This is a genomic window from Asticcacaulis sp., assembly GCF_047605585.1.
In the GTDB taxonomy this organism is placed as follows: Bacteria; Pseudomonadota; Alphaproteobacteria; order Caulobacterales; family Caulobacteraceae; genus Asticcacaulis.
Genome location: NZ_JASGFK010000006.1, coordinates 143,731 through 167,543 on the forward strand (window position 1 = coordinate 143,731; position 23,813 = coordinate 167,543).

General features: G+C 60.5%; 17 protein-coding genes. 8 read left to right on the forward strand and 9 right to left on the reverse strand.

Features of this window, described 5'->3' with window-relative positions:
- Positions 1 to 235: 235 nt before the first annotated feature.
- From secA to gabT, 6 genes are all read left to right on the forward strand, one after another.
- A complete protein-coding gene (gene secA / locus QM647_RS14875) occupies positions 236 to 3,109 on the forward strand; it encodes a preprotein translocase subunit SecA (RefSeq protein WP_414996325.1) in 2,874 nt (957 codons plus the stop codon).
- 128 nt (positions 3,110 to 3,237) lie between these two features.
- Positions 3,238 to 3,819: a hypothetical protein gene (locus QM647_RS14880; protein WP_414996326.1), complete on the forward strand. Its 582-nt coding sequence runs from the start codon at positions 3,238 to 3,240 to the stop codon at positions 3,817 to 3,819.
- Between the two features lie 87 nt (positions 3,820 to 3,906).
- Positions 3,907 to 4,794: a hypothetical protein gene (locus QM647_RS14885; protein WP_414996327.1), complete on the forward strand. Its 888-nt coding sequence runs from the start codon at positions 3,907 to 3,909 to the stop codon at positions 4,792 to 4,794.
- Positions 4,795 to 4,862: 68 nt separating this feature from the next.
- Positions 4,863 to 5,984 (forward strand): succinylglutamate desuccinylase/aspartoacylase family protein, encoded by a 1,122-nt coding sequence (locus QM647_RS14890; protein WP_414996328.1) that lies wholly within the window; start codon positions 4,863 to 4,865, stop codon positions 5,982 to 5,984.
- Position 5,985: 1 nt separating this feature from the next.
- Positions 5,986 to 7,509, forward strand: a complete 1,524-nt coding sequence (locus QM647_RS14895) for a sulfotransferase (protein ID WP_414996329.1) — start codon at positions 5,986 to 5,988, stop codon at positions 7,507 to 7,509.
- A 44-nt stretch (positions 7,510 to 7,553) separates the two neighbouring features.
- Positions 7,554 to 8,831: a 4-aminobutyrate--2-oxoglutarate transaminase gene (gabT, locus tag QM647_RS14900; protein ID WP_414996330.1), complete on the forward strand. Its 1,278-nt coding sequence runs from the start codon at positions 7,554 to 7,556 to the stop codon at positions 8,829 to 8,831.
- Here gabT and QM647_RS14905 read toward each other — a convergent pair.
- The 5 genes from QM647_RS14905 to QM647_RS14925 form a co-directional block, all read right to left on the reverse strand.
- Entirely contained in the window at positions 8,828 to 10,330 is a 1,503-nt protein-coding gene (locus tag QM647_RS14905) for a tryptophan halogenase family protein (protein ID WP_414996331.1), read from the reverse strand. The two genes, gabT and QM647_RS14905, sit on opposite strands and share 4 nt — an antisense overlap.
- 33 nt (positions 10,331 to 10,363) lie before the next feature.
- Positions 10,364 to 11,887, reverse strand: a complete 1,524-nt coding sequence (locus tag QM647_RS14910) for a tryptophan halogenase family protein (RefSeq protein ID WP_414996332.1) — start codon at positions 11,885 to 11,887, stop codon at positions 10,364 to 10,366.
- A complete protein-coding gene (locus QM647_RS14915) occupies positions 11,884 to 13,443 on the reverse strand; it encodes a tryptophan halogenase family protein (protein ID WP_414996333.1) in 1,560 nt (519 codons plus the stop codon). The genes QM647_RS14910 and QM647_RS14915 overlap by 4 nt, the downstream gene beginning before the upstream one ends.
- 160 nt (positions 13,444 to 13,603) lie before the next feature.
- Positions 13,604 to 17,059: a TonB-dependent receptor gene (locus QM647_RS14920; protein WP_414996334.1), complete on the reverse strand. Its 3,456-nt coding sequence runs from the start codon at positions 17,057 to 17,059 to the stop codon at positions 13,604 to 13,606.
- A 532-nt stretch (positions 17,060 to 17,591) separates the two neighbouring features.
- On the reverse strand, positions 17,592 to 17,858 hold the full coding sequence (locus QM647_RS14925; protein ID WP_414996335.1) for a hypothetical protein: 267 nt from the start codon (positions 17,856 to 17,858) through the stop codon (positions 17,592 to 17,594).
- 67 nt (positions 17,859 to 17,925) lie between these two features.
- On the opposite strand from QM647_RS14925, the gene QM647_RS14930 reads away from it, so the two are divergent.
- Positions 17,926 to 18,906 (forward strand): cupin-like domain-containing protein, encoded by a 981-nt coding sequence (locus tag QM647_RS14930; protein WP_414996336.1) that lies wholly within the window; start codon positions 17,926 to 17,928, stop codon positions 18,904 to 18,906.
- A 48-nt stretch (positions 18,907 to 18,954) separates the two neighbouring features.
- The gene (locus tag QM647_RS14935) at positions 18,955 to 19,869 is read left to right on the forward strand and encodes a DUF2608 domain-containing protein (protein ID WP_414996337.1); all 915 of its coding nucleotides are present in this window, start codon (positions 18,955 to 18,957) and stop codon (positions 19,867 to 19,869) included.
- Positions 19,870 to 19,912: 43 nt separating this feature from the next.
- On the opposite strand, the gene QM647_RS14940 is transcribed toward QM647_RS14935, so the two are convergent.
- The 4 genes from QM647_RS14940 to QM647_RS14955 form a co-directional block, all read right to left on the reverse strand.
- Positions 19,913 to 21,097, reverse strand: a complete 1,185-nt coding sequence (locus QM647_RS14940; RefSeq protein ID WP_414996338.1) for an aminotransferase — start codon at positions 21,095 to 21,097, stop codon at positions 19,913 to 19,915.
- A gap of 74 nt (positions 21,098 to 21,171) precedes the next feature.
- Entirely contained in the window at positions 21,172 to 22,209 is a 1,038-nt protein-coding gene (locus tag QM647_RS14945; protein WP_414996339.1) for an ABC transporter substrate-binding protein, read from the reverse strand.
- 108 nt (positions 22,210 to 22,317) lie between these two features.
- Positions 22,318 to 23,358: an L-glyceraldehyde 3-phosphate reductase gene (gene mgrA / locus QM647_RS14950; protein WP_414996340.1), complete on the reverse strand. Its 1,041-nt coding sequence runs from the start codon at positions 23,356 to 23,358 to the stop codon at positions 22,318 to 22,320.
- An 18-nt stretch (positions 23,359 to 23,376) separates the two neighbouring features.
- Positions 23,377 to 23,796, reverse strand: coding sequence for a GlcG/HbpS family heme-binding protein (locus QM647_RS14955; RefSeq protein WP_414996341.1), 420 nt, complete (start codon positions 23,794 to 23,796; stop codon positions 23,377 to 23,379).
- Positions 23,797 to 23,813: the final 17 nt, after the last annotated feature.

The following is a 23,813-nucleotide window of genomic DNA, read 5'->3' on the forward strand; positions in this document are numbered from 1 at the left end:
GTGCCTTTCCCAAGCGAAGATTGACATACACCCATCCGCCGCTTAAGTCAGTGCCCGTGCTTGAAAAGCGCAAATCCGGACCTATTTGACCTGTAAGTCGTTTCAATCGCGTTACGAACACTACAGATAAATAAGAAGTTTTCGCGTCGTTCTCACAATCCTCTACATCTGACAGGCTAATTTGGCTGAAATAGGCCATCATAGAGTGTCACGACATTCATAGTTAAGGTTCCTCATGCTGGCCATCGCCAAAATGCTTTTCGGCTCCTCAAATGATCGCAAGGTCCGCGGCTTCATGGCCCGCGCGCAAAAGATCACCGCCCTGGAGCCTAAATACAAGGCGATGAGCGACGAGGAACTGCGCGGCCAGACCCAGATTTTCAAGGACCGCATTGCCAAGGGCGCCTCGCTCGATTCGCTGATGGACGAAGCCTTCGCCGTGGTGCGCGAAGCCGCCTGGCGCTCGATCGGTCAGCGTCATTACGATGTTCAGCTCGTCGGCGGCATGATCCTGCACAAGGGCGGCATCGCCGAAATGCGTACCGGTGAAGGCAAGACCCTGGTCGCTACCGCGCCGGTCTATCTCAATGCCCTCGAAGGCAAGGGCGTCCACCTGATTACGGTCAACGACTACCTGGCCAAGCGCGATGCCGACTTCATGGGCCGCGTCTATCGTTTTCTCGGCCTGACCACCGGCGTCATCGTGCAAGGGCTTTCCCAGGGCCAGCGTAAGCAGGCCTATGGTTCCGACGTCACCTACGGCACCAATAACGAGTTCGGCTTCGATTATCTGCGCGATAACCTGGCCTATTCGACTCAGGAAATGGTCCAGCGCGGCCACAATTTCGCAATCGTCGACGAAGTCGACTCGATCCTGATCGACGAAGCCCGCACGCCGCTGATCATCTCCGGCCCGACCGAAGACCGCTCGGAACTCTACAAGATTCTCAACACCACCATCCTGGAACTGATCAAGGACCCGGACACCTTCGAACTGGACGAGAAGCAGCGTCAGGTCCTGCTCTCCGAACTGGGCTCTGAACGTCTCGAAGAAATGCTGGAAGCCGGCGGTCACCTGGCCGAGGATTCAGCCGGTCTCTACGATCCGATCAATATCTCCCTGGTCCACCACGCCAACCAGGCCCTGCGTGCCAATACGCTCTACACGCTCAACAAGGACTATATCGTCAAGGATGGCGAAGTGGTCCTGATCGACGAGTTCACCGGCCGCATGATGACCGGCCGCCGTTTGTCGGAAGGCCTGCACCAGGCGATCGAAGCCAAGGAACATGTCGATATCCAGCCGGAAAACCAGACCCTGGCCTCGGTGACGATCCAGAACTATTTCCGCATGTACGGCAAGCTGTCGGGCATGACCGGTACGGCCGCCACCGAAGCGCAGGAATTCGGCGACATCTACAAGATGGACGTGCTCGAAATCCCGACCAACCGCCCGATCATGCGCGTCGACGACGACGATGAGGTCTACCGCACCGAGGCCGAGAAATTCACCGCCATCGCCGGTCAGGTCGCCTACTGCTACGTCAAGGGCCAGCCGATCCTGGTGGGCACCGCCTCGATCGAGAAGTCCGACGACCTGTCGAAGTTCCTCAATGGCTACAGCTACAAGGTCGAGCAGTCGCGTACCCTGAAGCCCGAGTTCGTCAACGCCGACAAGAAGGATATCCTGAAGGCCGGCGAAGAGGCCTATGACATCGTCTGGAAGTCCGGCAAGGGCATTCCGCACAGCGTGCTGAACGCGCGCTTCCACGAGCAGGAAGGCGACATCATCGCCGATGCCGGCGTGCCGGGCTCGGTCACCATCGCCACCAACATGGCCGGCCGCGGCACCGATATCCAGCTCGGCGGCAATGTCGACCTGCGCGTACAAAAGTGGCTGGCCGATCAGGACGCGGCCGGCACTGCCGTGACGCCGGAGCAGATCGTGGCCAAGAAGGCCGAGGTCGAGGCCGACATCGCCAACCTGAAGCAGCAGGCCCTGGCCGCCGGCGGCCTGTTCGTGCTCGGCACCGAGCGCCACGAAAGCCGCCGTATCGACAACCAGCTGCGCGGCCGTACCGGCCGTCAGGGCGATCCCGGCCGCTCGAAATTCTTCCTGTCCTGCGAAGACGACCTGATGCGTATCTTCGCCGGCGACCGCCTGAACGCGATGATGAAATCGCTCGGCGTCGAGGAAGGCGAGGCCATCACGCACAAGCTGCTGAACGGCGCCATCGCCACGGCGCAGAAGCGTGTGGAACAGCGCAACTACGAAATCCGCAAGAACCTGCTGAAGTATGACGACGTGGTCAATGACCAGCGCAAGGCCGTCTTCGAGCAGCGCCAGGAGTTCATGGACTCCAACGACCTGTCGGAACTGATCGCCGAATTCCGCAGCGACACGATCCACGATCTGGTCGAACGCCATATGCCCCCCAAGGCCTATGCCGAAAAGTGGGAAATTCCGGAGCTGAAGGAGGCCATCCTCAACCTGACCGGGCTCGACCTGCCGCTGGAAGACTGGGCGCAGGAAGAAGGCATCGCCAACGAGGAATTCGAGGAACGCATCCAGAAGCTCGCGGAAGAGAAGATGGATGAGCGCCTGCGCCTGCTCGGCGACGACCAGATGAAGGCGCTGGAAAAGCAGTTCCTGCTGCAGATGATCGACATGCACTGGCGCGAGCACCTGATGCACCTCGATCACCTGCGCGCCGTCATCGGCCTGCGCGGCTACGGCCAGCGCGATCCGCTGAACGAATACAAGACCGAGGCCTTCACCCTGTTCGAAACCTTGCTGGTCAATCTGCGCCACTCGGTTACGCGCTGGCTGATGACCATGGAAATCCGCTTCGAGGCCCCGGCCGAGGAAACCGCGCCTACCGCGCCCTCCCTGCCGCAGCAACGCCGCGTCTTCGAGGAGGTCCACCTCGATCCGCTGACCGGTCATAACGAACGCGCCGCCAAGCTGACCGACGACCTGACGCCGGAACAGCGCGCCGCCTTGCCGGTTTCGGCCCTGCCTACCGGCTGGGAAAATACCTCGCGCAACGGCTTGTGCCCCTGTGGTTCGGGTAACAAGTTCAAGCACTGCCACGGCGCGCTGGTTTAAGACACAGAAGCCACACCCGGCGGCGGATCGTCGCCGGGCATTCCCCTGCCAGGGATTATGCCATTGCCACGCCCTGTGGATAGCGCTAGTCTTCCATGGTTAATGCGAAGATGAGGCGGAGGGGTGCCGTGTTCGGATTTAGGGTTCTGGCGATTACAGGCATATTGAGCGTCGCGGCCCTGCCGTGCGCCGCGCAGGAAATCGTCTCTGCCTCGCCGTCCAGCCAATATGCCATTGCCGCTGGCGACGTGGCCGTCAGTGCCGTCGCCCAGCTTAATGACGCCGCCGAAACCGCCCATGCCGCCGAAAAGATCGAGCTGTACAAGCAGCTGATGGAACTGAACGGCGTGTCGCGCAATGTCCGACAGGTCATAGCCAATACCAAGACCGCCACGCGCCTGATCGTCATCGACCGGGCCGGTGTAGCCACGCTGACGCCGGAACAGGATGCGCGTTACAACCAGATCGCCGACAAGATCCTGCTGGAAACGGAGGACAATCTGATTGAAAACATTGCCGAGGCCCAGGCGCCGCTGTTCAGCACCGATGAAATCCAACAGCTGATCACCGCCAATTCGTCGATCGCCGCCGCCAAGTACAATTCGGCCAAGTTCATGCAGCAGGACCAATCGGCAACGGAGGTCCAGTCCTACATGGTCGATGCGGTGATCCAGATCATCAAGACCTTCACAGCCTCTCAGGCATCGTAATTTAAACAACAGAGTCAGATTTTATCGGGGGCGGGTTTGGGGTCTGTGTTTTATAAACTGTTGCCAGCGGGCGTTTGCGCGCTGATCATGCTGCCTGTCATGCCGGTCCAGGCGCAGACCGCCCTGACCTTCAATCAATCGACTCAGCTTCAGGCCTATCTCAATCAGGCGCCCACCGAGGTGCGCACGCCGAGCGATACCCAAAGCCAGATCAACCGCGCCGTCATGCAGGCCATGAACAGCCTGACGCCCGAACAGCTGGCCCAGACCACCGCGGCGCCGGTCGCGGCTTCCGATACGCCCCAGGCCGCCGGCGATACGTCGACAGACGATGTGGCGGTGAAAAAGAAGCGCAAGGGCATGCTGGCCATTCTCGATGCGCCGGAAACCACCCCCGGCAGCCTGACCTTCGGTCTCGCCTCCGGCCAGGGCGTCGCCCCGGTCCTGCCAGCCTCGGCCGGTTTCGATCACGATGCCGCCACGGCGATCACGGCCGCTTTCAAGAGCCCCGGCACTACGGCGGAATCCGCCGCCACCTACGCCGCCGCGCCGGTCATTGATCCGGCGGTCGAGGAACGCATTGGCCTGGTGCGCGCGCTCTACCACATCGATGGCACCGAAGAGATCGTGCATCAGTTCATCGCCACCCAGCACATGAAGCTGATCATTGCCGAGGTCGCCAAGCATATCGATTTCTCCAAGCTGTCCGATTCGGACAAGTATCGCCTCGCCGCCATCGCCGCCGTGGCTCAGACCGAGCTGGAAGACAAGATCATCCGCATGAACGCCCTCATCCAGGCGCAGGTACTGAGCAAGCCGGAACTGCTGCAACTGCTGGCCGCCTATGACAGCGATGCCCAGCGCAAGCTGACCGACATGCGCCTGCACGATGACGGCAGTGTCGATCGTTCCGCCGAACTGGATATCCGTCTGGCGCAATACCAAATCGTCAAGGCCTTTGAGTCCAAACACTAAATCGGTCCCTTGCGGCGCGTCGCAAAACATCTAAGACTGCCATCAAAGCTGTTTTGGAGACCCATCGTATGAAAACGCTCAGCGCCCTCGCCGCTACCCTGCTCCTTGTGTCTTCGCCAGTTGCGGCCCAGACCGTCTATACCGGCGACAAGGTCGATGGCGCGGCCGTGATCGACAAGCTGGACGTGGCCGACCTGCCTTCGGGCCAGTTGACCAAGCTCTATTTCCGCGTAACGGATACTTCCATCGGCCAGGGCTGGTTCGTGCCGGTCATCGTGGTCAAGGGTGCCAAGCCGGGCCCCAGGCTGCTGATCACTGCGGGGATTCACGGCGACGAACTGAACGGTATCTCCGTCCTGCAGCATCTGGTGCAGGATCTCGATCCGAAAACGCTGTCCGGCACGCTGGTGGCGGTGCCCGGCCTCAATACGCCCGGCCTGTTGCATTCGACGCGCGGCTTTACGGCTGACGAGATCGGCACCAATGGCGACAATCTCAACCGTGTCATGCCGGGCAATGCCGAAAGCGGCGGCCCGGCCTCGCGCTATGCCGGGCGACTATGGCACCAGATCTTCATCGGCAATGCCGACTTCGCCATCGACCTGCACACACAGTCGCGCGGCGGCGCTTATCCCGGCTATGTCTTCGCCCAGACCAGCGCGGCGCGCCAGATCGCTGACCTGTTGCGGCCCGATGTTATCGGCATGGATGCCGGCGTCGAGGGTACGGTCGAGAACATGCTCAATCCGGCCGGCATCCCCGCCGTCACCTATGAACTGGGCGCGCCGGAAAAATTCGATGACGCCATGATTACGCGCGCCACGCGCGGCATCCGCAATGTGCTGATCGGCAAGGGGATGCTGGCGGGCAAGCCGGACCTCAGCGATCCCGCCCCGTTTGTCGGCAATGTTGTCACCGATATCGACAGTCCGCGCGGTGGCTGGACCACGGTGAAGGTGAAGCTGAAGGACGATGTGAAGAAGGGTGACGTGGTGGCCACCGTCAGCAATCCCTTCGGCGAGACCATCGCCACCATCACCGCGCCTTCGGATGGCCATGTGCTTTCCCTAGCCACCGATCCGCGTACCGAGCCGGGCGACATGGTGGTGCGGCTGATCGCCTGGTCGGACCAGGGCATCTGCGCCCAGACCGGTTGCCCGGACACCGCCCAGATGGTCAAGAGCCACTGATTTGGAGACAGACCTCCGAATAGCCTCGGCACAATTACAGGCGGCCATAAACCGTCAGGATCTTGCCGAAGCCGACCGCGTGCTGGTTCGATTGCTGTCCGGACTTTCCGGCACCTCACGCATTCCCTTTCTGACGCAGCACAGCCGCATACTGGGCCCGCTGGGCCGCCAGCCCGAAGCCGTGGCGGCGGCGCGTGAGACCATCACCCTGCTTGAACAGCACGGCCTCGATGGCGATGCCGCCACCTGGCATCAGCTAGGCCTGTCCCTGACGGAAGCCCGGTGTCAGACAGAGGCCCTGCCGCTGCTCAAACGCGCCACCGACATGGCGCCGGACACCGGTCCCTACTGGAAAACGCGGGGCGAAACGGAAGATCATCTCGGCCTGACCGACGACGCCGAGACAAGCTACGGCAAGGCCGCCGGCACCGGCAACTGGGCGGGGCGTCTGTCTCTGGCCCGGCTCAGGCGCTGGACGCCGGCGCACAACCACATCGAAAGCCTGCTGGCCGCGCCCGTGCAGACACCGTTGCACAAAGCCTGCAAGGGTTATGCGCTGTTCAAGGAATACGATGATATCGGCGATCCCCCCTCCGCCTGGCACTGGCTGCAATATGGCGCGGCAGCGGCGCGTGCCCAACCCGCCACACCGAGGCGGCCGGTCTGGTCGGCAGCCGATGAGCGCGCCCAAGTCGTCGCCTGGAAAACCGCCTTTCCGCCGGCGCGCTTCACCCACCTGCCAGAGATTACGCGGAAAGGGCCACGCCGCCTCTTCATTATCGGCCTGCCGCGTTCCGGCACCACCCTGGTCGAGCGCATCCTCGGCGCCCATAGCCAGGTCAGGGCGCTGGGCGAACTGCCCGGCTTTCCGGCAGCGGTGAAGGCTGCTTCCGGCGCGCTTACCCCAACACTGGTGGATGTGGAAACCATCGAGAGCGCCGGCCGCACCGATCCGCAGGCCATAGCCGCGCTTTATGCCAGCGAAACCGCCTGGCTAAGCGAAGGTGCACCTTGCGTCACCGACAAGCTGCCGCACAACAGCGACTATACCGGCCTGATCCGGCTGGCCTTTTCCAATGCGGCAATCATCCACGTCAGGCGCGCGCCGATGGATTCGCTGTTCGGCGCATACAAGCTGTTCTTCGCCGCCGGCTGGTCGTTCGATCAGGACGATCTCGCCGATCATTACCGCAACTACCGCGAACTGATGGATCACTGGCGTACCTGCCTTGGCAATGGCCTGATCGAGGTCTCGCTTGAGGCGCTTATTCGTGATCCCGAAAGGCAGATTCGCCGGTTACTGACCGCCTGCGGCCTGCCCTTCGAAGCGGCCTGTCTGACGCCACACGAAACCAGGGGTGCGGTCACCTCGGCCAGCGCCAATCAGGTGCGCAAACCTATCAATGCCGAAGGTATCGGCGCCTGGCGACGTTACGAAAGCGAGCTGGCCCCGGTGCGGGCGCGGCTGGAAAGCCTGGGCTTTATCGATACAAATGGTGATGAAAAAGAGTCTGGAAAATTGTGATCACAATATGTAATCTCCGGCCAAACTGACTTTTGGAGCTTCCCATGTCGCATAATGCCGATCTTGCCGCCCGCCGCGCCGCCGCTGTTGCCCGTGGCATCGGTCACGCCACCACGCTCTATGCCGGCCGGGCCGAAAACGCCGAGCTGTGGGACGCCGACGGCAACCGCTTCATCGATTTCGCCGGCGGCATCGCCGTGCTCAATACCGGTCACCGCCATCCGAAGGTCCAGGCCGCCGCGCTGAAGCAGATGGACGCCTTCACCCATACCGCCTTTCAGGTGGTGCCCTATGAAGGCTATATCGCCCTGGCCGAGAAGATAAACAGCCTGGCCCCGATTGCCGGAACGGCCAAATGCGCCTTCTTCACCACCGGCGGCGAAGCCGTCGAAAACGCCGTCAAGATTGCCCGCTGCTTCACCGGCCGCGACGGCATCATCGCCTTTACCGGCGGCTTCCATGGCCGCACTGCCCTGACCTCGGCCCTGACCGGCAAGGTCGTACCCTATAAGAAAGACCTCGGCCCGCAGCAGCCCGGCGTCTATCACATCCCTTTCCCGGTGGAAGCACACGGCATCGACACCGACGACAGCCTGAAGATGCTCGATTACCTCTTCAAGGCCGATATCGCCCCGGATGCCGTGGCGGCCATCATCATCGAGCCGGTGCAGGGCGAAGGCGGCTTCCTGATCACCCCGCCCGAACTGATGCGCGCCTTGCGCAAAAAGTGCGACGAGCACGGCATTCTGCTGATCGCTGACGAGGTCCAGACCGGCTTTGGCCGCACCGGCAAGCTGTTTGCCATGGAAAACTATGACGTGAAGCCCGACCTGATGACCATGGCCAAGTCGCTGGCCGGCGGTTATCCGCTCTCCGGCGTGGTCGGTCGCGCCGAGGTGATGGACGCACCGATTGTCGGCGGGCTTGGCGGCACCTATGGCGGTAATCCGGTGGCCTGCGCCGCGGCGCTGGCGGTGCTGGAAGTGATCGAGGAAGAGAAGCTGCTCGATGCCGCCAATGCCCAGGGCGCAAAGCTGAAGGCCCGGATCGAAGCCCTGGCCGGACGTAACACCATTGTGCCGATCACCGCCATTCGCGGCCTGGGCGCCATGATCGCCTTCGATATCGTCACCGAGCGCGGCGGCTTTACACCCGATGCCGCCACCACCAAGGCGGTGACCACCAGGGCGCAGGAAAACGGCCTGATCCTGCTGTCCTGCGGCGTCTATGGCAATACCATCCGCCTGCTGGCGCCGCTGACCGCGTCGGACGAGATCATCGACGAAGGCCTGGCCAAGCTGGAAGCCGCGCTGACCTTCTAAACCATGGCCTTGCAGTGACGCGCGATGAAGTCGTCGTGGCTTATCAGGCCCTTGACGCGCTTCTCCACGCGCTCGCGGGCCTTGTACATCCGCCGCCGGAAAGCATCCTCGTCCATCGAATCGGCGATCGGATGATAGGCGCGCGGCGTCAGTCCCTGGCCCACAAGCACCGAGAACCAGCTCACGGGCTTGAAGAGTTCGTGCTGACGGACGGCGGTCTGGCCCGTCGCCGCGAACAGGTCCAGCCGCGCCCGCAGGCTGTCCGGCACGGTCATATTGCGGCAATAGTCCCAGAAGGGTGAGCCGTCGCGTTCGGTCACATAGTAATGCGCGATGAGGAAATCTTTGATATTTATATATTCTTCCGTCATTTCGCGGTTGTACTGATCCACCGCCGCCGGCACGATGCCCTGATTGGGAAACAGGGTCAGAAGTTTCGCCAGCCCAACCTGGACCAGGTGAATCGACGTCGATTCCAGAGGTTCGAGAAACCCTGACGCCAGCCCCAGGGCGATCACATTATGGCTCCAGGTTTTTCTGCGCCGGCCGGTCGTGAACCGAAGCACCTTCGGGTCCTTCAGCGGCTCCCCATCCAGTCGGGACATCAGCTTCGCGGTCGCTTCGTCCTCGCTGATAAACTGGCTGGAAAAGACATAGCCATTGCCGGTGCGATGCTGCAGCGGAATACGCCACTGCCAGCCGGCTTCCTGTGCTGTTGAGCGCGTATAGGGCTGCAATGGCCCCTCGGCCTTTTTGCAGGGTACGGCGACGGCCCGATCGCACGGCAGCCATTGGCTCCAGTCTTCGTATCCCGCCTTCAGGGTCTCCTCGATCAACAGCCCTCTGAAGCCGGAGCAATCGATAAACAGGTCCCCTTCGATGCGGCTGCCGTCCTCCAGTTCAACGGCCGTGACGTCACCGCTTTCGGCGGCCTGATGCACCCTCACGATACGGCCTTCGCGCCGGACGACGCCTTTCGATTCAGCTTGCTCCCTCAGAAAGGCGGCATAGAGGGCGGCGTCGAACTGAAAGGCGTAATTGATCCGCGGCATCTCAGGCACATCGGGTGGACGGCCAAAACGGCCCTCGCGAATGGCCATGATCTCTGCATTGTAACGGCCGTAATCGCGGCTGCCACCCGCGGCGGCCTGGCGCAGCATGAAATGGTGGAACTCGATCCCGTCCTTGTCGACGCCGAAAAGCCCAAAGGGATGAATGTAGGACTCGCCGTCCTTTCGCCAATTGACGAAATGAATGCCAAGCTTGAAAGTGGCATTGGTCCGGCGAACGAACTCGTCTTCATCGATGTCCAGAAGATCGTTGAACAGCCGGATCGCCGGAATCGTCGCCTCACCGACCCCAACCGTGCCGATCGCCTCGGATTCGACCAGTGTGATCGTATGGTTTCGCGTTCCGGGCAGCTTGCTCAGCAGGCAGGCCGTCATCCAGCCGGCAGTCCCGCCGCCCACCACCACCAGCCGTCTGATCAAATTTTGCATTTTCCTGTCCCCGATGCAGGCATTATCACGAAATCAGGCGCCAATACCGCCGCCATGGGTTCTTTTCCGGATGAAGGCTTCCTGCGGCTGCATCTGCTGCACCTCATGCCTGATGCGTGACAGGAAACCCTGGAAATGGCGGACCGCGGTGTCCTGCGGCATCAAATCGACAAGCGGATCGTAGCTGCGCGGCATCAGACCCTGGCCGATGAACAGCGCGTGCCAGTCATCGGGAATAAAGGTCTCTCCCTCATAGACAGGCACAATTCCGCGCGCCTTGAACATCTCGATCCTGTGTGCCAGGCGCTCCGGGATTCTCATGTCGCGCGGCCGATCCCAAAAAGCCTGCCCCTCGACGCGATTGAGTTTGTAATGCGCCATCTGGTAATCCCGGATGCCGTCAAGCGCTTCCCGCATCTGGGCATTATATTCATCCGCCTCTATCCGGCTGTCCGCGCTGACCGGAAACAGGCTGATCAGGTGCGCCAGACCCAGCTGGATGACGTGGAGGCCGGTATTGTCGATGGGGTCGAGCCCGGCGGCCGCCTCGCCCAGGGCAATGCAATTCTTCACCCACAGCTTGCGCCGGCAACCGGCCGCCAGAGAGGCCACAGCCGCATTGGCCTGCAACTTCATGCCGGCAGTCCGCGCAACGGTTTCCAACGCAGCTTCATCCGTCTGTATGTCACGGTCATAGACATACTGCAGGCCGGTTGCATCCGGCACCGGCGTCAGGTGCAGGCACCCGGCGGACAGGGCCCGGACCTGGGAATAGGATGGCAGAACCGGCAGGCGTTCACCCGTCACCGTCAGCACATGATTGCCGGGCAACCAGCGGGACCAGCTTTCGAGTTCGGTCTGCAGGGCCTCGCCCAGCAGCAGGCTTTCGCTCCCTGTCGCATCGATGAACACATCGCCGGCAATCCTGCGACCGTCATTGGTGACCAGGGCCTTTATAGCGCCATCGACCCCATCGCGCTCGATATCGAACAGACGCACCGGCGTCGTCTCGACTCCGCGCTGCAAGGCCAGATTTCTGAGAAACTGAACATAGGCGCTGGTCTTGAGATGGTAGGCATAGTCCAGATGCCCGAAGACGCGCATCTCATCGGTCGGCATGAAAAAACACCCCTGCTTCGCAGCGGCGGCAGGCAGTGAGAAATCCTCGAACGCGACGTTCAGACCGCCCTGACGGGCCTTGATCCAGTAAGGCAGGAAGGGCAGGCGATTGATACCGACACCATGGGCGCCGTAAGGGTGGAAAAAGGCCGGCGGCGCAGACGAAAAGCCGACAAAACTCTGACCCAGGGAAAAGCTGCCGCCCACTGCCCGGATCAGGGCTGCTTCATCCACCCCCAGCAGGCGATGAAAGCTTTCCAGCGGCGCCAGGCTGGCCACGATATCGTATGGCCGCAGCAGGGTGGGCATTTCCGCCACCTCGACGCACAGTCCGGTACGGCCTAAAGCCCGTTCCAGCGTATTGGCCGCCAGCCAGGCAGCGATATCGCGCCCAACGATGACGACTTTTTTGACCGTCTGCATGTTCGAAAGGCTCATCTCATCGCCTCTTCGGTCATCCCGGCCCTGGCGGGGGGCACATAACAATAATCCCGCACAAATTCCGCATGATCCGGCATTGCATCCACACCGGCCCGTATACGGCTGCGCAGGCTTTCAAGCTTCTCGATCAGTGTCGTTTCATTGAGCGTATCGGCCATGCGGTCATACCCTTCCGCCGGAATATCCTGCCCATTCAAAACGGCCAGCCAGGAAGGCGGCGAGAACAGGCCATCCTTGTATTTGCGGATATAACCGCGGTGGCGATACTGTCCGATACGTTCAATGAGGCTGTCCGGCACGCTCATATTGCGGGTATATTCCCACAGGGCGGCATCGGTGCGGGTATTGGCATGATAATGCAGAATCAGGAAATCCCGCACACGCTCATATTCATTATCGATAAGGCGATTGAACTCATCGGCGAGCTTCGGATCGATCCGCTCTCCCGGATTGCAGGACGGCAGCAACTGCATGAAAGTGGTGACGGCAATCTGCACCAGATAAATGCTGGTCGATTCCAGCGGCTCCAGAAAACCGCTCGACAGCCCGACCGTCAGGCAATTGCGATACCACGACTTGCGGCGACGCCCCGCTTTGAAACGCAGCGGTTTAGCGTCCGCCAGGGCCGCGCCCTCCAAATTGGCAAGCAAGGTCCGGTGCGCCTCGTCATCCGAAATGAAGGCGCTGGAATAGACATAGCCGTTGCCGGTGCGATGCTGCAGGGGAATCCGCCATTGCCATCCGCCGGCCAGTGCCGTCGAACGGGTATAGGAATGGAAATCGTCCGTCCGCTCGCTGGGCACGGCCAGGGCCCGATCACAGGGCAGCCAGCGCGACCAGTCGTCCCAGCCGGCCATCAACTGGTCCTCGATCAGCAGGGCGCGAAAACCGGAGCAATCGATAAACAGATCCCCGGAAACTTCCTCGCCCGAATCGAGCACCAGGCTGCGGATATGGCCGCTGTCAGGATGGAGATTGACATCGCGCACCTTGCCTTCGGTCCGCCGAAGCCCCCGCGCCTCGGAAAACTCACGCAGGAAGGCGGCGTATAGTCCGGCATCGAAATGGTAAGCATAGGCGAAGGTCGATTTGATCGACTGCTTGTCTTCCGAGGGAAAATCGAAACGATGCGCCCGTGCCGCCTGGATGGCGTAGGAATAGTCTTCCAGCGGCGCCGCCTGTCCCAAAGCCCGGGCGCGGGTCCAGCAATGCTGAAATTCAACGCCCTCGATTGACATGCCAAAGGCGCCAAAGGGGTGATGATAATTATTGCCGAGCTTGCCCCAGTCGCGGAACTCGATACCCAGCTTGAAGGTGGCCTTGGTGCGGCGCATGAACTCGGCTTCATTGATGCCGATATAATCGTTGAAATCCTTGATCTGCGGCAAGGTGGCTTCGCCGACCCCTACCGTGCCGATCTCGTCCGACTCGATCAGCCGCACATCCAGCAGGCTATCCGCCTGCCCCAGTTTCAGCACCCCTGACAGAGCCGCCGCGCACATCCAGCCAGATGTGCCGCCGCCCAGGATAACCACTCGCAAAGGTGCACTCATAATCTTCCCGTCGTTACACTTTGGCCGTTTATAGCTGCGGCCTTGTGTCTAGCATGCACGTCAGCCCGTTATGCGCAAGCCCTTCGTGCATAGAAAAAGCGCGCCGCAGATAGTTCGCGGCGCGCTTCCCCCCGTTTATCCCCAGCCAAGGGGCAGGTCCTTAGTACTTCAGACGAACGCCCATCTGGATGCGCTTGTCATTCTTGAACCAGGCATTCGGCATCAGAGTGCCGCGGTTATCAACCTGCTGGAGCAGGACCGTGTCGCTGTCGAGCAGGTTGGAGCCCTGCACGGACAGTTCGACATTGTCATTGACCTTGTAGCGGACCGACGCATCGAGGTAACCGATGGCCTTTTGCCAGATCGGGAAGCCGACGCAGCAGTCAGCGGCCGTGACCAGGAACTTTGAACGCCAGTTATAGGCGGCGCGGATAGCCCATGGGCCCTTTTCGAACATGCCGATCAGGTTATACGAGTCGTCCGACAGACCTTCCAGGCGATCGACGGTGATATTGTCGTACTGCGAGTTAACCCCGCCGCCCGATGAGCCAAGGCCGCCCGTACCGCCGGCTGAGGTCGAGCCAAGGCCCGAATTCTTGACGCCGGTATTATTGATCTTGGTGTAGTTCGCCTGGATGCCGAGACCATTGAATGGCGACGGCAGGAAGTCGAAGTAGCGCTGATACGACACTTCGAAACCTTTCAGACTGGCGCCGTCGGCATTGACCGGGCCGGTAACCAGAACATCGCGGGTGACCGCGTGTGTTACGTGGGTCGTGCCGTCAGCTTCATAGATCGGGGTGCCGTCAGCATTATAGGAATTCGCCACACCATGGGTGAGCGTGACCACCTGGCGCGTGCCGTTTTGGATGTAGTCGTAGAACTTCTTGTAGAAGAGGTCGAACGAGAACGAGCCGACAGAGGCGAAGTAGTTTTCGAAGGTCAGGTCGAACTGATCCGCCGTTGTCGCCTTCAGGTACGGGTTGCCCGAGGAAGCTGTATAGCGATAGCCGGTATAGCTACAAGGCGCTCCAACCGCGCAGTTAACAGCCGGATTTTTATCCGTAGCGACTCCGGTTCCAAGAACAACAGCCGGGTTACCGAGATACATTTCGGATGCCGTCAACGTAGAACCCTGCACGAAGAAGTAGTTACGCAGATAGCCCATATCCGGACGTGACATGGCCCGCGAATAAGCAAAGCGCATCAACCAGGTATCGTCCAACTGCAACTTTGCATTGAATGATGGCAGCCAGTTGATGTGCGTGGTGTGCACAACCGCTGGGAACTGTGGATCGCCGGTAATGGCACCGTCGCGGAAAGCAATATCATCCGCCGAGTGGTTGGTGATACAGGGCAGGAAGGCCACATACTGACCAGCCGCCTGAGCCTGAGAAATCTGCAGAGCGGTCAGCGAACCGTCACAGTTGTTCTGGTTGTATTCGAACGCATTCGGATACATGACGCCGCCACCCTTTGAGGTGATGTTGGTCTGCACCCAGCGGACACCGGCGTTACCGGTGATGGCTTTGCCAAAGAGGGTCTTGTCATTGCCGCCAAACTTCAATTGGAGGTAACCGGCAAAGGTTTCTTCCTCGATATCCATGCGTTCGGCTGCCGTGTAGCAGCTGTCCGGCTCTTCGTTGGCGCGGTCGCAGATCGGCACCCACGAACCGATACCGGTCGAGGCCTGGCTCATGGCCGCCGACAGCTTCTGACGGTCTTCAAGCGTATCATAGTTGAAGAAGACGAACTGATGCTGGTTGATCAGGTCGCTCTGGTGCATGAAATCGGTGCCGAACTCTTCGGTATGATAGAGCGGCCCGCCGGTGCGCAGTGGAGTATCGATATTCCAAGTCTGCCAGTTATTACTGTAGGTGTTGGAGATATTCTTCCAGTTATAGGTTGACCAGTTGACATTCTGTTGACGGTCAGCGTAGCGGACGCCAACCTTGATGGTGTCAATCCAGCCTTCGTCGCGGACATATTGCAGGTCAAACCGGGTGGCCAATTCCTTACCGTGGGAATCCTCGGTATGGTCCATGACCGAGTTGTAGTAATAGTTATTCGGATTGGCCAAACCGCCCGCCGACTGATTGACGTTCAGCGGATCGGATAGGGTCGTCTTGGGATAATCGCCGGTGGCGTCCAGATAGACATTGGCGAACGAGTTCATGTCGATTTCAATGTCATAATTGCTGACGTCGGCATCGACATACTGAACGTCGAAATTGGCGCGCAATTTGTCGTTGATGATCCAGCGCAGATTGAACGAGGTGTCGGTGGTTGTTTCCTCGTTATGGTTATAGCGCGTGCCTGTGGTGACGGTCGCGCCCTTGCGGGCCGGCGAACAGCCGTTCCAGCCGTAACAGGCATTGACCATCTGTTCGCCCTGATCGTTTTGAGCAACTAGAGCGGAAGCGGCATTATCCGCGCCCCACCAGCCGATGTCGGAGGTCAGCAGGCCGGACTGGAACAGGCCACTGTCGTCGAAGGTGAACTGGTTGTCAGCATCCAGTTCCGCCATGGCGGTGCTGTTCGAGAACTGATAGCCCAGCGGCTGGGCCCAGACGTCGTAATAGCTCGTACCAACGAAATGTTCGTGCCACTCGTTTTCATAGCTCGACGTATTGAACTGCAGGGTAGCCAGCAGGGATTTGTCCTTGCTTTCCCATTGCGCGGCCGCCGAAATACCCGTGCGCTGACGGTCGAAATTTGTGTCGCGATAGGTGGTCGAGACCGGAATATAGGCAAAGTTATGTTCGGAATCAGCGTCCTGCTGGCCAAACTGATTGGTGCTGCAGGTATTGAGCGCCGTCAGGTCTTCACGATCGGTACAGAAGATGCCCATACGGCCGTACTGGATGCCTTGCGAGGTCGTGGCGATATCCGAATAGGCGGCATTGATCATGATGCCGATCTGGCCGATTTCGGTGTTCCATTGATTCGAGTAGATGCCCGACAGCGAAGGCGTCGCCTTGTCGGCCAGGTCACCATAGGATTCATCGAAAGACAGCGCGAACAGCTGCCCCTTCGAATCGAACGGCAGGCGGGTGCGCAGGTTGATCGAACCCGCGATACCGCCTTCAATCAGGTCGGCGGTCTGGTTCTTGTAGGTATCGACACCAGCCATCAGTTCCGGCGAGACATCGCCCCAGGACAGGCCGCGCGACGAGTTGGCGGAGAAAACGTCACGGCCGTTGAATTCCGAACGGACCTGCTGCAGGCCGCGCACCAGAACGCCCGAGGGTTCCGCCGAGAAGTGCGCCGTGTCAGTGGCGGCGGCGAAGCGGGTAACGGTGATGCCCGCGACGCGTTGCAGGGCTTCGGCGACCGACTTGTCCGGGAACGAGCCGATATCGGTGGCGGTGATCGAATCGACGACCGTATCCGCATCCTTCTTGATCTGCTGCGCTGATTTCAGTGACCGGCGCACGCCAACGACGACGACTTGCTGGGCGCCCTCATCGGCGGTGGCGCTGTTACTGGCCGGCGCGGCATCCTGCGCCTGGGCCGGTGCGGCCAGCGAAACCGCCAGCGCAGTCAAAGCGACTGCAGACACGCCCCCCTTTAAAAGCGTAAGCGCCGACAGGGACTTACCTTTTGAACTCTTCATGCTTTCTTCTCCCTAATCGTCCCTGCGGCAAGCCCGAGTTCCTGCCGGTAAGACCTTTGTTACTCCTGCGTCGCGAATCCGAGCATTCGCGGCGAAGGGCCGTACAAAACAGCAACCGGTCGAGCGGGCGCCGCTGGGTTAGGGCAGGATCAAAACGGGTGGCATTGCGTACGCTTGAAAACGATTTCACGGGCTAAAAAATTTGACAACTTTGTCAAAAATATTTCCGCCTGCGATATCTCTGCGTATCTTGGAATACCGTGTGACCTCTGAACGCTTCTCGACCTGATTTATTATTTCGTCTTTATTTGTTATATAAAGGGTGAAATAATTTCCAGCACCAATATGACGCTTTCGCCACAATCTAGCCAGATAATGGCATGAATGCCACACAAGATTACCCTTCCAGCTGGCGGCAATCAGCGCTTTCCGCAGGAAAATTAGCAATGCCGCTGGATTAATCTCCCTTTTGCCCCCAGGCTGGGGCGCAATAAGAAAAATCATAAAACGACATAAAAACAAATATTTATAATTATTTTTCGCGTGAACAATCCCAAAAGCATGGCCTTGCCTTTCTGAAATTCAGAGGCACAGCATTCTGAATATCGCCGTTTCCGCAATTAAGGCGACACTCGCGATATTTAACATCTTTTTTGACGTAATATTTCTGAATTGGTACAGCTTTGGCACTCATTCCACATGCGCCTTGCCATTGGCGCAGGCATGATTTACCACCGGCAGGAGCTGATCCAGCGCCGAAGTGCGGACAGCCATCGCGCAATAAAGAATCATCAGCCATGTCAAAAACAGTACCTTCGCTACCACTGGCTTTTTCAGAAATGAGACAGGTGGAGTGCAGGGAGGGTGTGACACCCGAGGTGTTCGCCCGTCAGATATTACCGGCCGGCGAGCCAGTTATCATGCGGGGGCTGGTAACGCACTGGCCCGCTGTAAGGCGCGGCATGGATGGCGTGGACTCCACAGTCCAATATCTGAAGGCCATGGATACCGGGCAACCGACCACCGTGCTGGAGGCCAATAATGCCACGCAGGGCCGTTTCGCCTACGGCGCAGATATGCATGACTTCAACTTCAACAAGCGTTTCAAGACGATTTCCGCCGGACTAGACCAGATTCTGGCCGCGCTTGACCACCCCAATCCCCCCTATACCTACATACAGTCCACCGTCATTCGCGACTATCTGCCGCGTTTCCTGGCTGACAATCCCTGCCCGATCCTGCCGCCGGCCGTCCAGCCGCGCATCTGGATCAGCAATGCCACGCGCGCCCAGACGCATAATGATAATGACCACAATATCGCCTGCGTGGTGGCTGGCCGGCGACGCTTTACCCTGTTCCCCCCGGAGCAGCTGAAAAACCTCTATATCGGCCCCATGGACCACACGCCCTCGGGCCGCGCCATTTCGCTGGCCAGCCTGGAAGAGCCCGATTTTGACCGCTTTCCGAAATTCGCCGAGGCGCTGAAGCACGCCCAGGTCGCCGAGATGGAACCGGGCGATGCGCTTTATGTGCCCAAATACTGGTGGCACCACGTCCAGTCGCTCGAAGCCTTCAATGTGCTGGTCAATTACTGGTGGGGCAACAGCGCCCAAACCGCCGAAAACCCGATGGCGCCCTTCCTGGCGGCCCTGCTGGCGCTGAAAGATCTGTCCCCCAGTGACAAACTCTACTGGAAGACCATGTTCGACCATTACATCTTCCAGACCGACGGCGACCCGATGGCGCATATCCCACCGGCGCACCAGGGCGGCCTGGGCCGGCAGACGACGCAGATGCGGCGCGAAATCTTCGACAGCCTGAGACGGTTGATCGAAGGGCGAGGCTAGTCTTCCTGGTAGCTGGTCTTGGCGACAAATGCGCGCTAACACAGCATCATGAAACCTTCACACAACTTCCTGATGCTTCTGCTCGCGGCCGCCGTGCTGGCCTGCGCTTCGTCTCCCATGGCCGCGCCGCGACCGCAGCCGGCCTATATTTCCGTCACCGACCTCGCCACCCCTGTCGATGCCGCTCTCGCCGCCCAGGCAAAGGGCCGGCGCGTGATGGTCGTTTTCGATATCGACAATACCCTGCTGACCCTGCCGCAGGATCTCGGCAGCGACACCTGGTTCAACTGGCAGGGTACGCGCGACTCAAGCGAGGCCGGTTTCCAGGCCCTGCTTGTCAACAATAGCGCCCTGCTGCAGCTCACCACCATGACACCGACTCAGCCCGATGCCGCCGCACAGGTGAAGCGCCTGCAGGCCGCCGGTATCGCCGTCTATGCCCTGAGCGCGCGCGGATCGGACCTGCGTGGCGCCACCGAGACGGCGCTGAAAGCCAATGACATTGACCTCTCCGCCGCGCCGGAATGCGGGCCGCCGCTATGCGTACGCCGCGGTAACCTGACCGATGCCGAAATCCGCCAAGCGGCGAAAAAGGCCCGCATCACCGTCCAGGCCAAGCCCTACCGGCCGGTGACCGTCTCGGACGGGGTGATGATGCTCTCCGGCCAGAACAAGGGCGTCATGCTCGGCCTCCTGCTGAAGAGCCTGAAAGGGCGCGGATACGACGATATCTATTTTGTCGACGACACCTTCCAGAACATCCGCAATGTGCAGGGCGCGGCGCCGGAGATAAAGCCGGAAATCCACCCCTACAGCTATGAGCGGCTGTGGCCGGAAACGGCAGCCTTCATGGCCGATCCAGCGCGCCAGGCGAAGACAGACACTGATCTGAAGGCCGTGCGTGACAGTCTGTGTGAAGCCATCCGGGCTGTCCTGTGCGCCTCACCGCTCTCAGGCGAATAGAGTTAAGATTAAATCATTGATTTGTTAACTTTATTTATAAAAATCAACTATTGATTTTCACTGTAGCGAGCGCATGGGCGCCGCGTGTCAGGGTCTCGCGTGACTTGGCAAAGCACAGGCGCAGCACCGGCAGGTCACGCCCGCTTTCGCAGAAGGCCTGCAAGGGAATCGTGGCCAGGCCATGATTGCGGATCAGGTCAAAGGCATAGTCCAGCCCTGAGCCGGCAATTCCCGATGCCCGCAGGTCGATATTGAGGAAATAGGTGCCTTCCGCCGGCAGGAGATGAAAGCCCGCCGCAGTCAGAAGTCCGCCCAGATAGTCGCGCTGGTGCTTCAGCTCGGCCAGGGCGGCGTCGAAACGATCCTGCGGCAGAGCAAGCCCATAGGCGACGCCATGCTGCAGGGCCGGTGGCGTGGCGAAGGTGATGAACTGGTGTGCGCTCGCTACCTGGTCGATCAGCGCCCTCTCGGCCACTACGAAGCCGATCTTCCAGCCGGTGAGCGAAAAGATCTTGCCCGCCGAGCCGATTTTGATCGACCGCTTCGCCAGGCCCGGCACATGCAACACACTCAGGTGCGCGCGATCGAAGACCACCTGCTCCCAGACCTCATCGCTCATCACATAAGCGTCGAAACGTTCGCAATAGTCCGCCAGCAGGGCCAGTTGTTCGGACGTAAAACAATGGGTGGTCGGATTGTTCGGCGTGGTGATCAGGACCAGCTTCGTGCGATCACTGAAGACGGCCTTCAGGTCGTCATCGCTGAACTGCCAGTGCGGTGGGTTGAGCTGGACAATGCGCGGAATGCCGCCAGCGCGTTTGATCAGCGGCACATAGGCGTCATAGACCGGCTCGAATACCACCACCTCATCGCCCGGCGTGACCATGGCCAGAATCGCGGCGCAGATCGCTTCGGTCGCGCCCGAGGTGATCAGCACCTGGGTATCCGGATCGAGCGTCAGGCCCTGCTGGCGCTGATAGAAATCCGCCACCGCCTGACGCAACACCGGCAGGCCGCGCATCGGCGCATACTGGTTGGACTGTTCCATAAGCGCCCGCGCCGCCGCTTCGCGCACATCGGGGAAGCCATCTACCTCCGGGAAGCCCTGACCGAGATTGGCGGCACCACGCGCCTTCGCCTCCAGCGACATGATTTCGAAAATACTGACAGGCAGATCGGCAAAGACAGGGTTCATGGCAAACTCCGGAATCAGGTCGAAAGCGCTCATAGCACAAAGGCCCGAAGGCAGGGGAAACCTTCGGGCCATATCTGCGCGGCCAGGAAGAGGAAGGGATATGAACCTCAGGCGGTGACGCGCAAATTCGCTTTTGCTGTATCGAGAATGGCCGGTTCGGCCCAGTCGGCGATGGCGTGGCTTTCCGGCAGCAACTGCCGGCCTTTCAACCAGATCTCCAGGCCTTCCAGGGCGGCCAGTTGCTCGGGCTCAAGTCCGATGCGCGCCCCTTCGGTCAGCCAGTCGCCATAGGCTATAGCGGCGTCTTCCGCCTCGACCTTGCCTTCGATGGCCGCCTGTTTCAAAGCTTCCTTCGGGAAGGCGCGCGCCCATTCGCCGGCTTCCAGCAGATTGCCCAGGATGCGGGTAACGATATCGGCCCGGCCGTCCAGCAGCACATGATCGACCGTGACGGCGCGCAATTCGACCAGCCCCGACAGGCGGATATCCTTGCGGATATCTTCGGCCGTGAAGCGATGAACTTCCTTCAGGTGCGCCGAGCGCGCCAATTCCAGCCCCTTGGCGCCGAACAGGAGGGCCGCATCGGTCTGGCCGCTCAGCAAGGCCTCGACCTCACGCCTTGCCACATCGCCGAAAGGCACGCTGGGGTGATCGGCCACCACCGGCACGAACTCGATATCCGAGCGCGGAATACCGGCAACGGACAGAACCGTTTCCCAGGCCCGCAGCGAACGCACCTGCGCCGGCGAGAAATTGCCCGCCTCCTTGATCAAGCCCAGACGCCGGCCAATCAGGTCCCGCAGCGAACGGATCGGCTGACCGGGGCGCGTCACCACGCTGACCGAATGCCAGGTCCGACCGACCGCCAGCAGGCGCGATTTTTCATTCTGGCCATGCGCCCACAGCGCCGTGGCAGCATCGGCCTCGCGGATCAGGTTAGGCAGGCTGTGATCGAGATGCCCCTGGCGCACGGAAGGCGTCGAATTTTCCCGCACCGAGACGAGATGGACATTTTCGCGCAGGAATTCGCGCTGCAGCACGCCGCGATTGGCGATGAGGCCGAGGGCCGTCAGGGTGGGGCAGCGGGCATACCAGATCAGCGGGGCGGGGGCTGGCGGTGTATCCGAAGGGCGGAATTTAGACATGAGGCTATCCGTAGGTACGAATAATACCATATCGAATTAGTGTAGATTTGTCGGGCGATCAATTATCGCCCGACAGTTGAGCAAAATTAAACCGTCTCAACCCCGGCTTCAGAGGGTGGACGACACCTTCCACAGATCGATCCCGCCTTCGGTGGCGTAAGTGTCGATATCGGCCAGTTCCTGATCGGTAAAGGCCAGATTCTCCAGTGACTTTAACGTATCGGCCATCTGCTCGACCGTGCGGGCGCCGACCAAGGCCGAGGTGACTCTGCTGTCACGCAGCACCCAGGCAATCGCCATCTGGGCCAGGGTCTGGCCCCGCTTTTGCGCGATATCGTTCAGCGCCTTGATGCGGCGAATATTGTCGTCGGTGATCAGGCGCTGATTGAACGAACCGGCCCTGGCGGCGCGGGCATCGGCCGGCACGCCATTGACATACTTGTTCGACAGCAACCCCTGTGCCAGCGGCGAGAAGGCGATGCAGCCGGTGCCCAGTTCGGCCAGGGTATCGAGCAGACCTGCCTCGATCCAGCGATTGAGCATCGAATAGGAGGGCTGATGAATGAGCAGCGGCACGCCCTCGTTCTTCAGGATGGCGGCGGCCTTGCTCGTCAGCTCCGGCGAATAGGAGGAGATGCCGACATAGAGCGCCTTGCCCTGGCGGTGCAGTTGCACCAGCGCGCCCATGGTTTCTTCCAGCGGGGTCTCCGGATCGACGCGGTGCGAATAGAAGATATCGACATAGTCGAGCCCCATGCGCTTCAGGCTCTGGTCGCAACTGGCGATCAGGTATTTGCGCGAACCGCCGACATCGCCATAGGGCCCCGGCCACATATCCCAGCCGGCCTTGGTCGAGATCACCAGCTCATCGCGGTGCGCCTTGAAATCGGTGGCCATGACACGGCCGAAATTCTCTTCCGCCGAGCCATAGGGCGGGCCGTAATTGTTGGCCAGATCGAAATGGGTGACGCCATGGTCGAAGGCATAATGCAGAATGGAACGGCCGGTCTCGAAGACATCGACGCCGCCGAAGTTCTGCCACAGGCCGAGCGAAATGGCCGGCAGTTTCAGGCCGGAGCGCCCGCAGCGGCGATAGGGCATGGCGTCATAACGGGTCGGCGCGGCGACATAAGGAATGGGGAAAGCCATGATGTTTAGTCCTATTTATTAGCCGAGTGCATTGAGAATGGCGGTGATGCCGATATTGGCGATTTCGAGGTCTTCGACGCCGGACAGGCCGCTGACCGCGACGGCACCGACGCACTGGCCATTGACCATGACGGGCGCACCGCCGTCCCAGCCAACATAGCGGGAATCGCCGTGATAATGGACATCGGAGCCATCGGCCTGGGCATTGCGGCCGAGATCGCCGGAGGGGGCGCGCACGCGGGCCGCGGTATAGATCTTGTTCTGCGCGATGACGATCGGCGGCAGGGCGCAGCCATCCATGCGCCACAGCGCCAGCAGTTCGCCATGGCTATCGCCGACCGCGACCACGCCGGTCTTGCCGCGCCGGTTCAGTTCGGCCACGCAGGCATCGATGGCCAGCCGAGCCTCCGCCTCGCCGAGGGTCAATTGAGTCTGCATTGCGTGACGTCTCCACT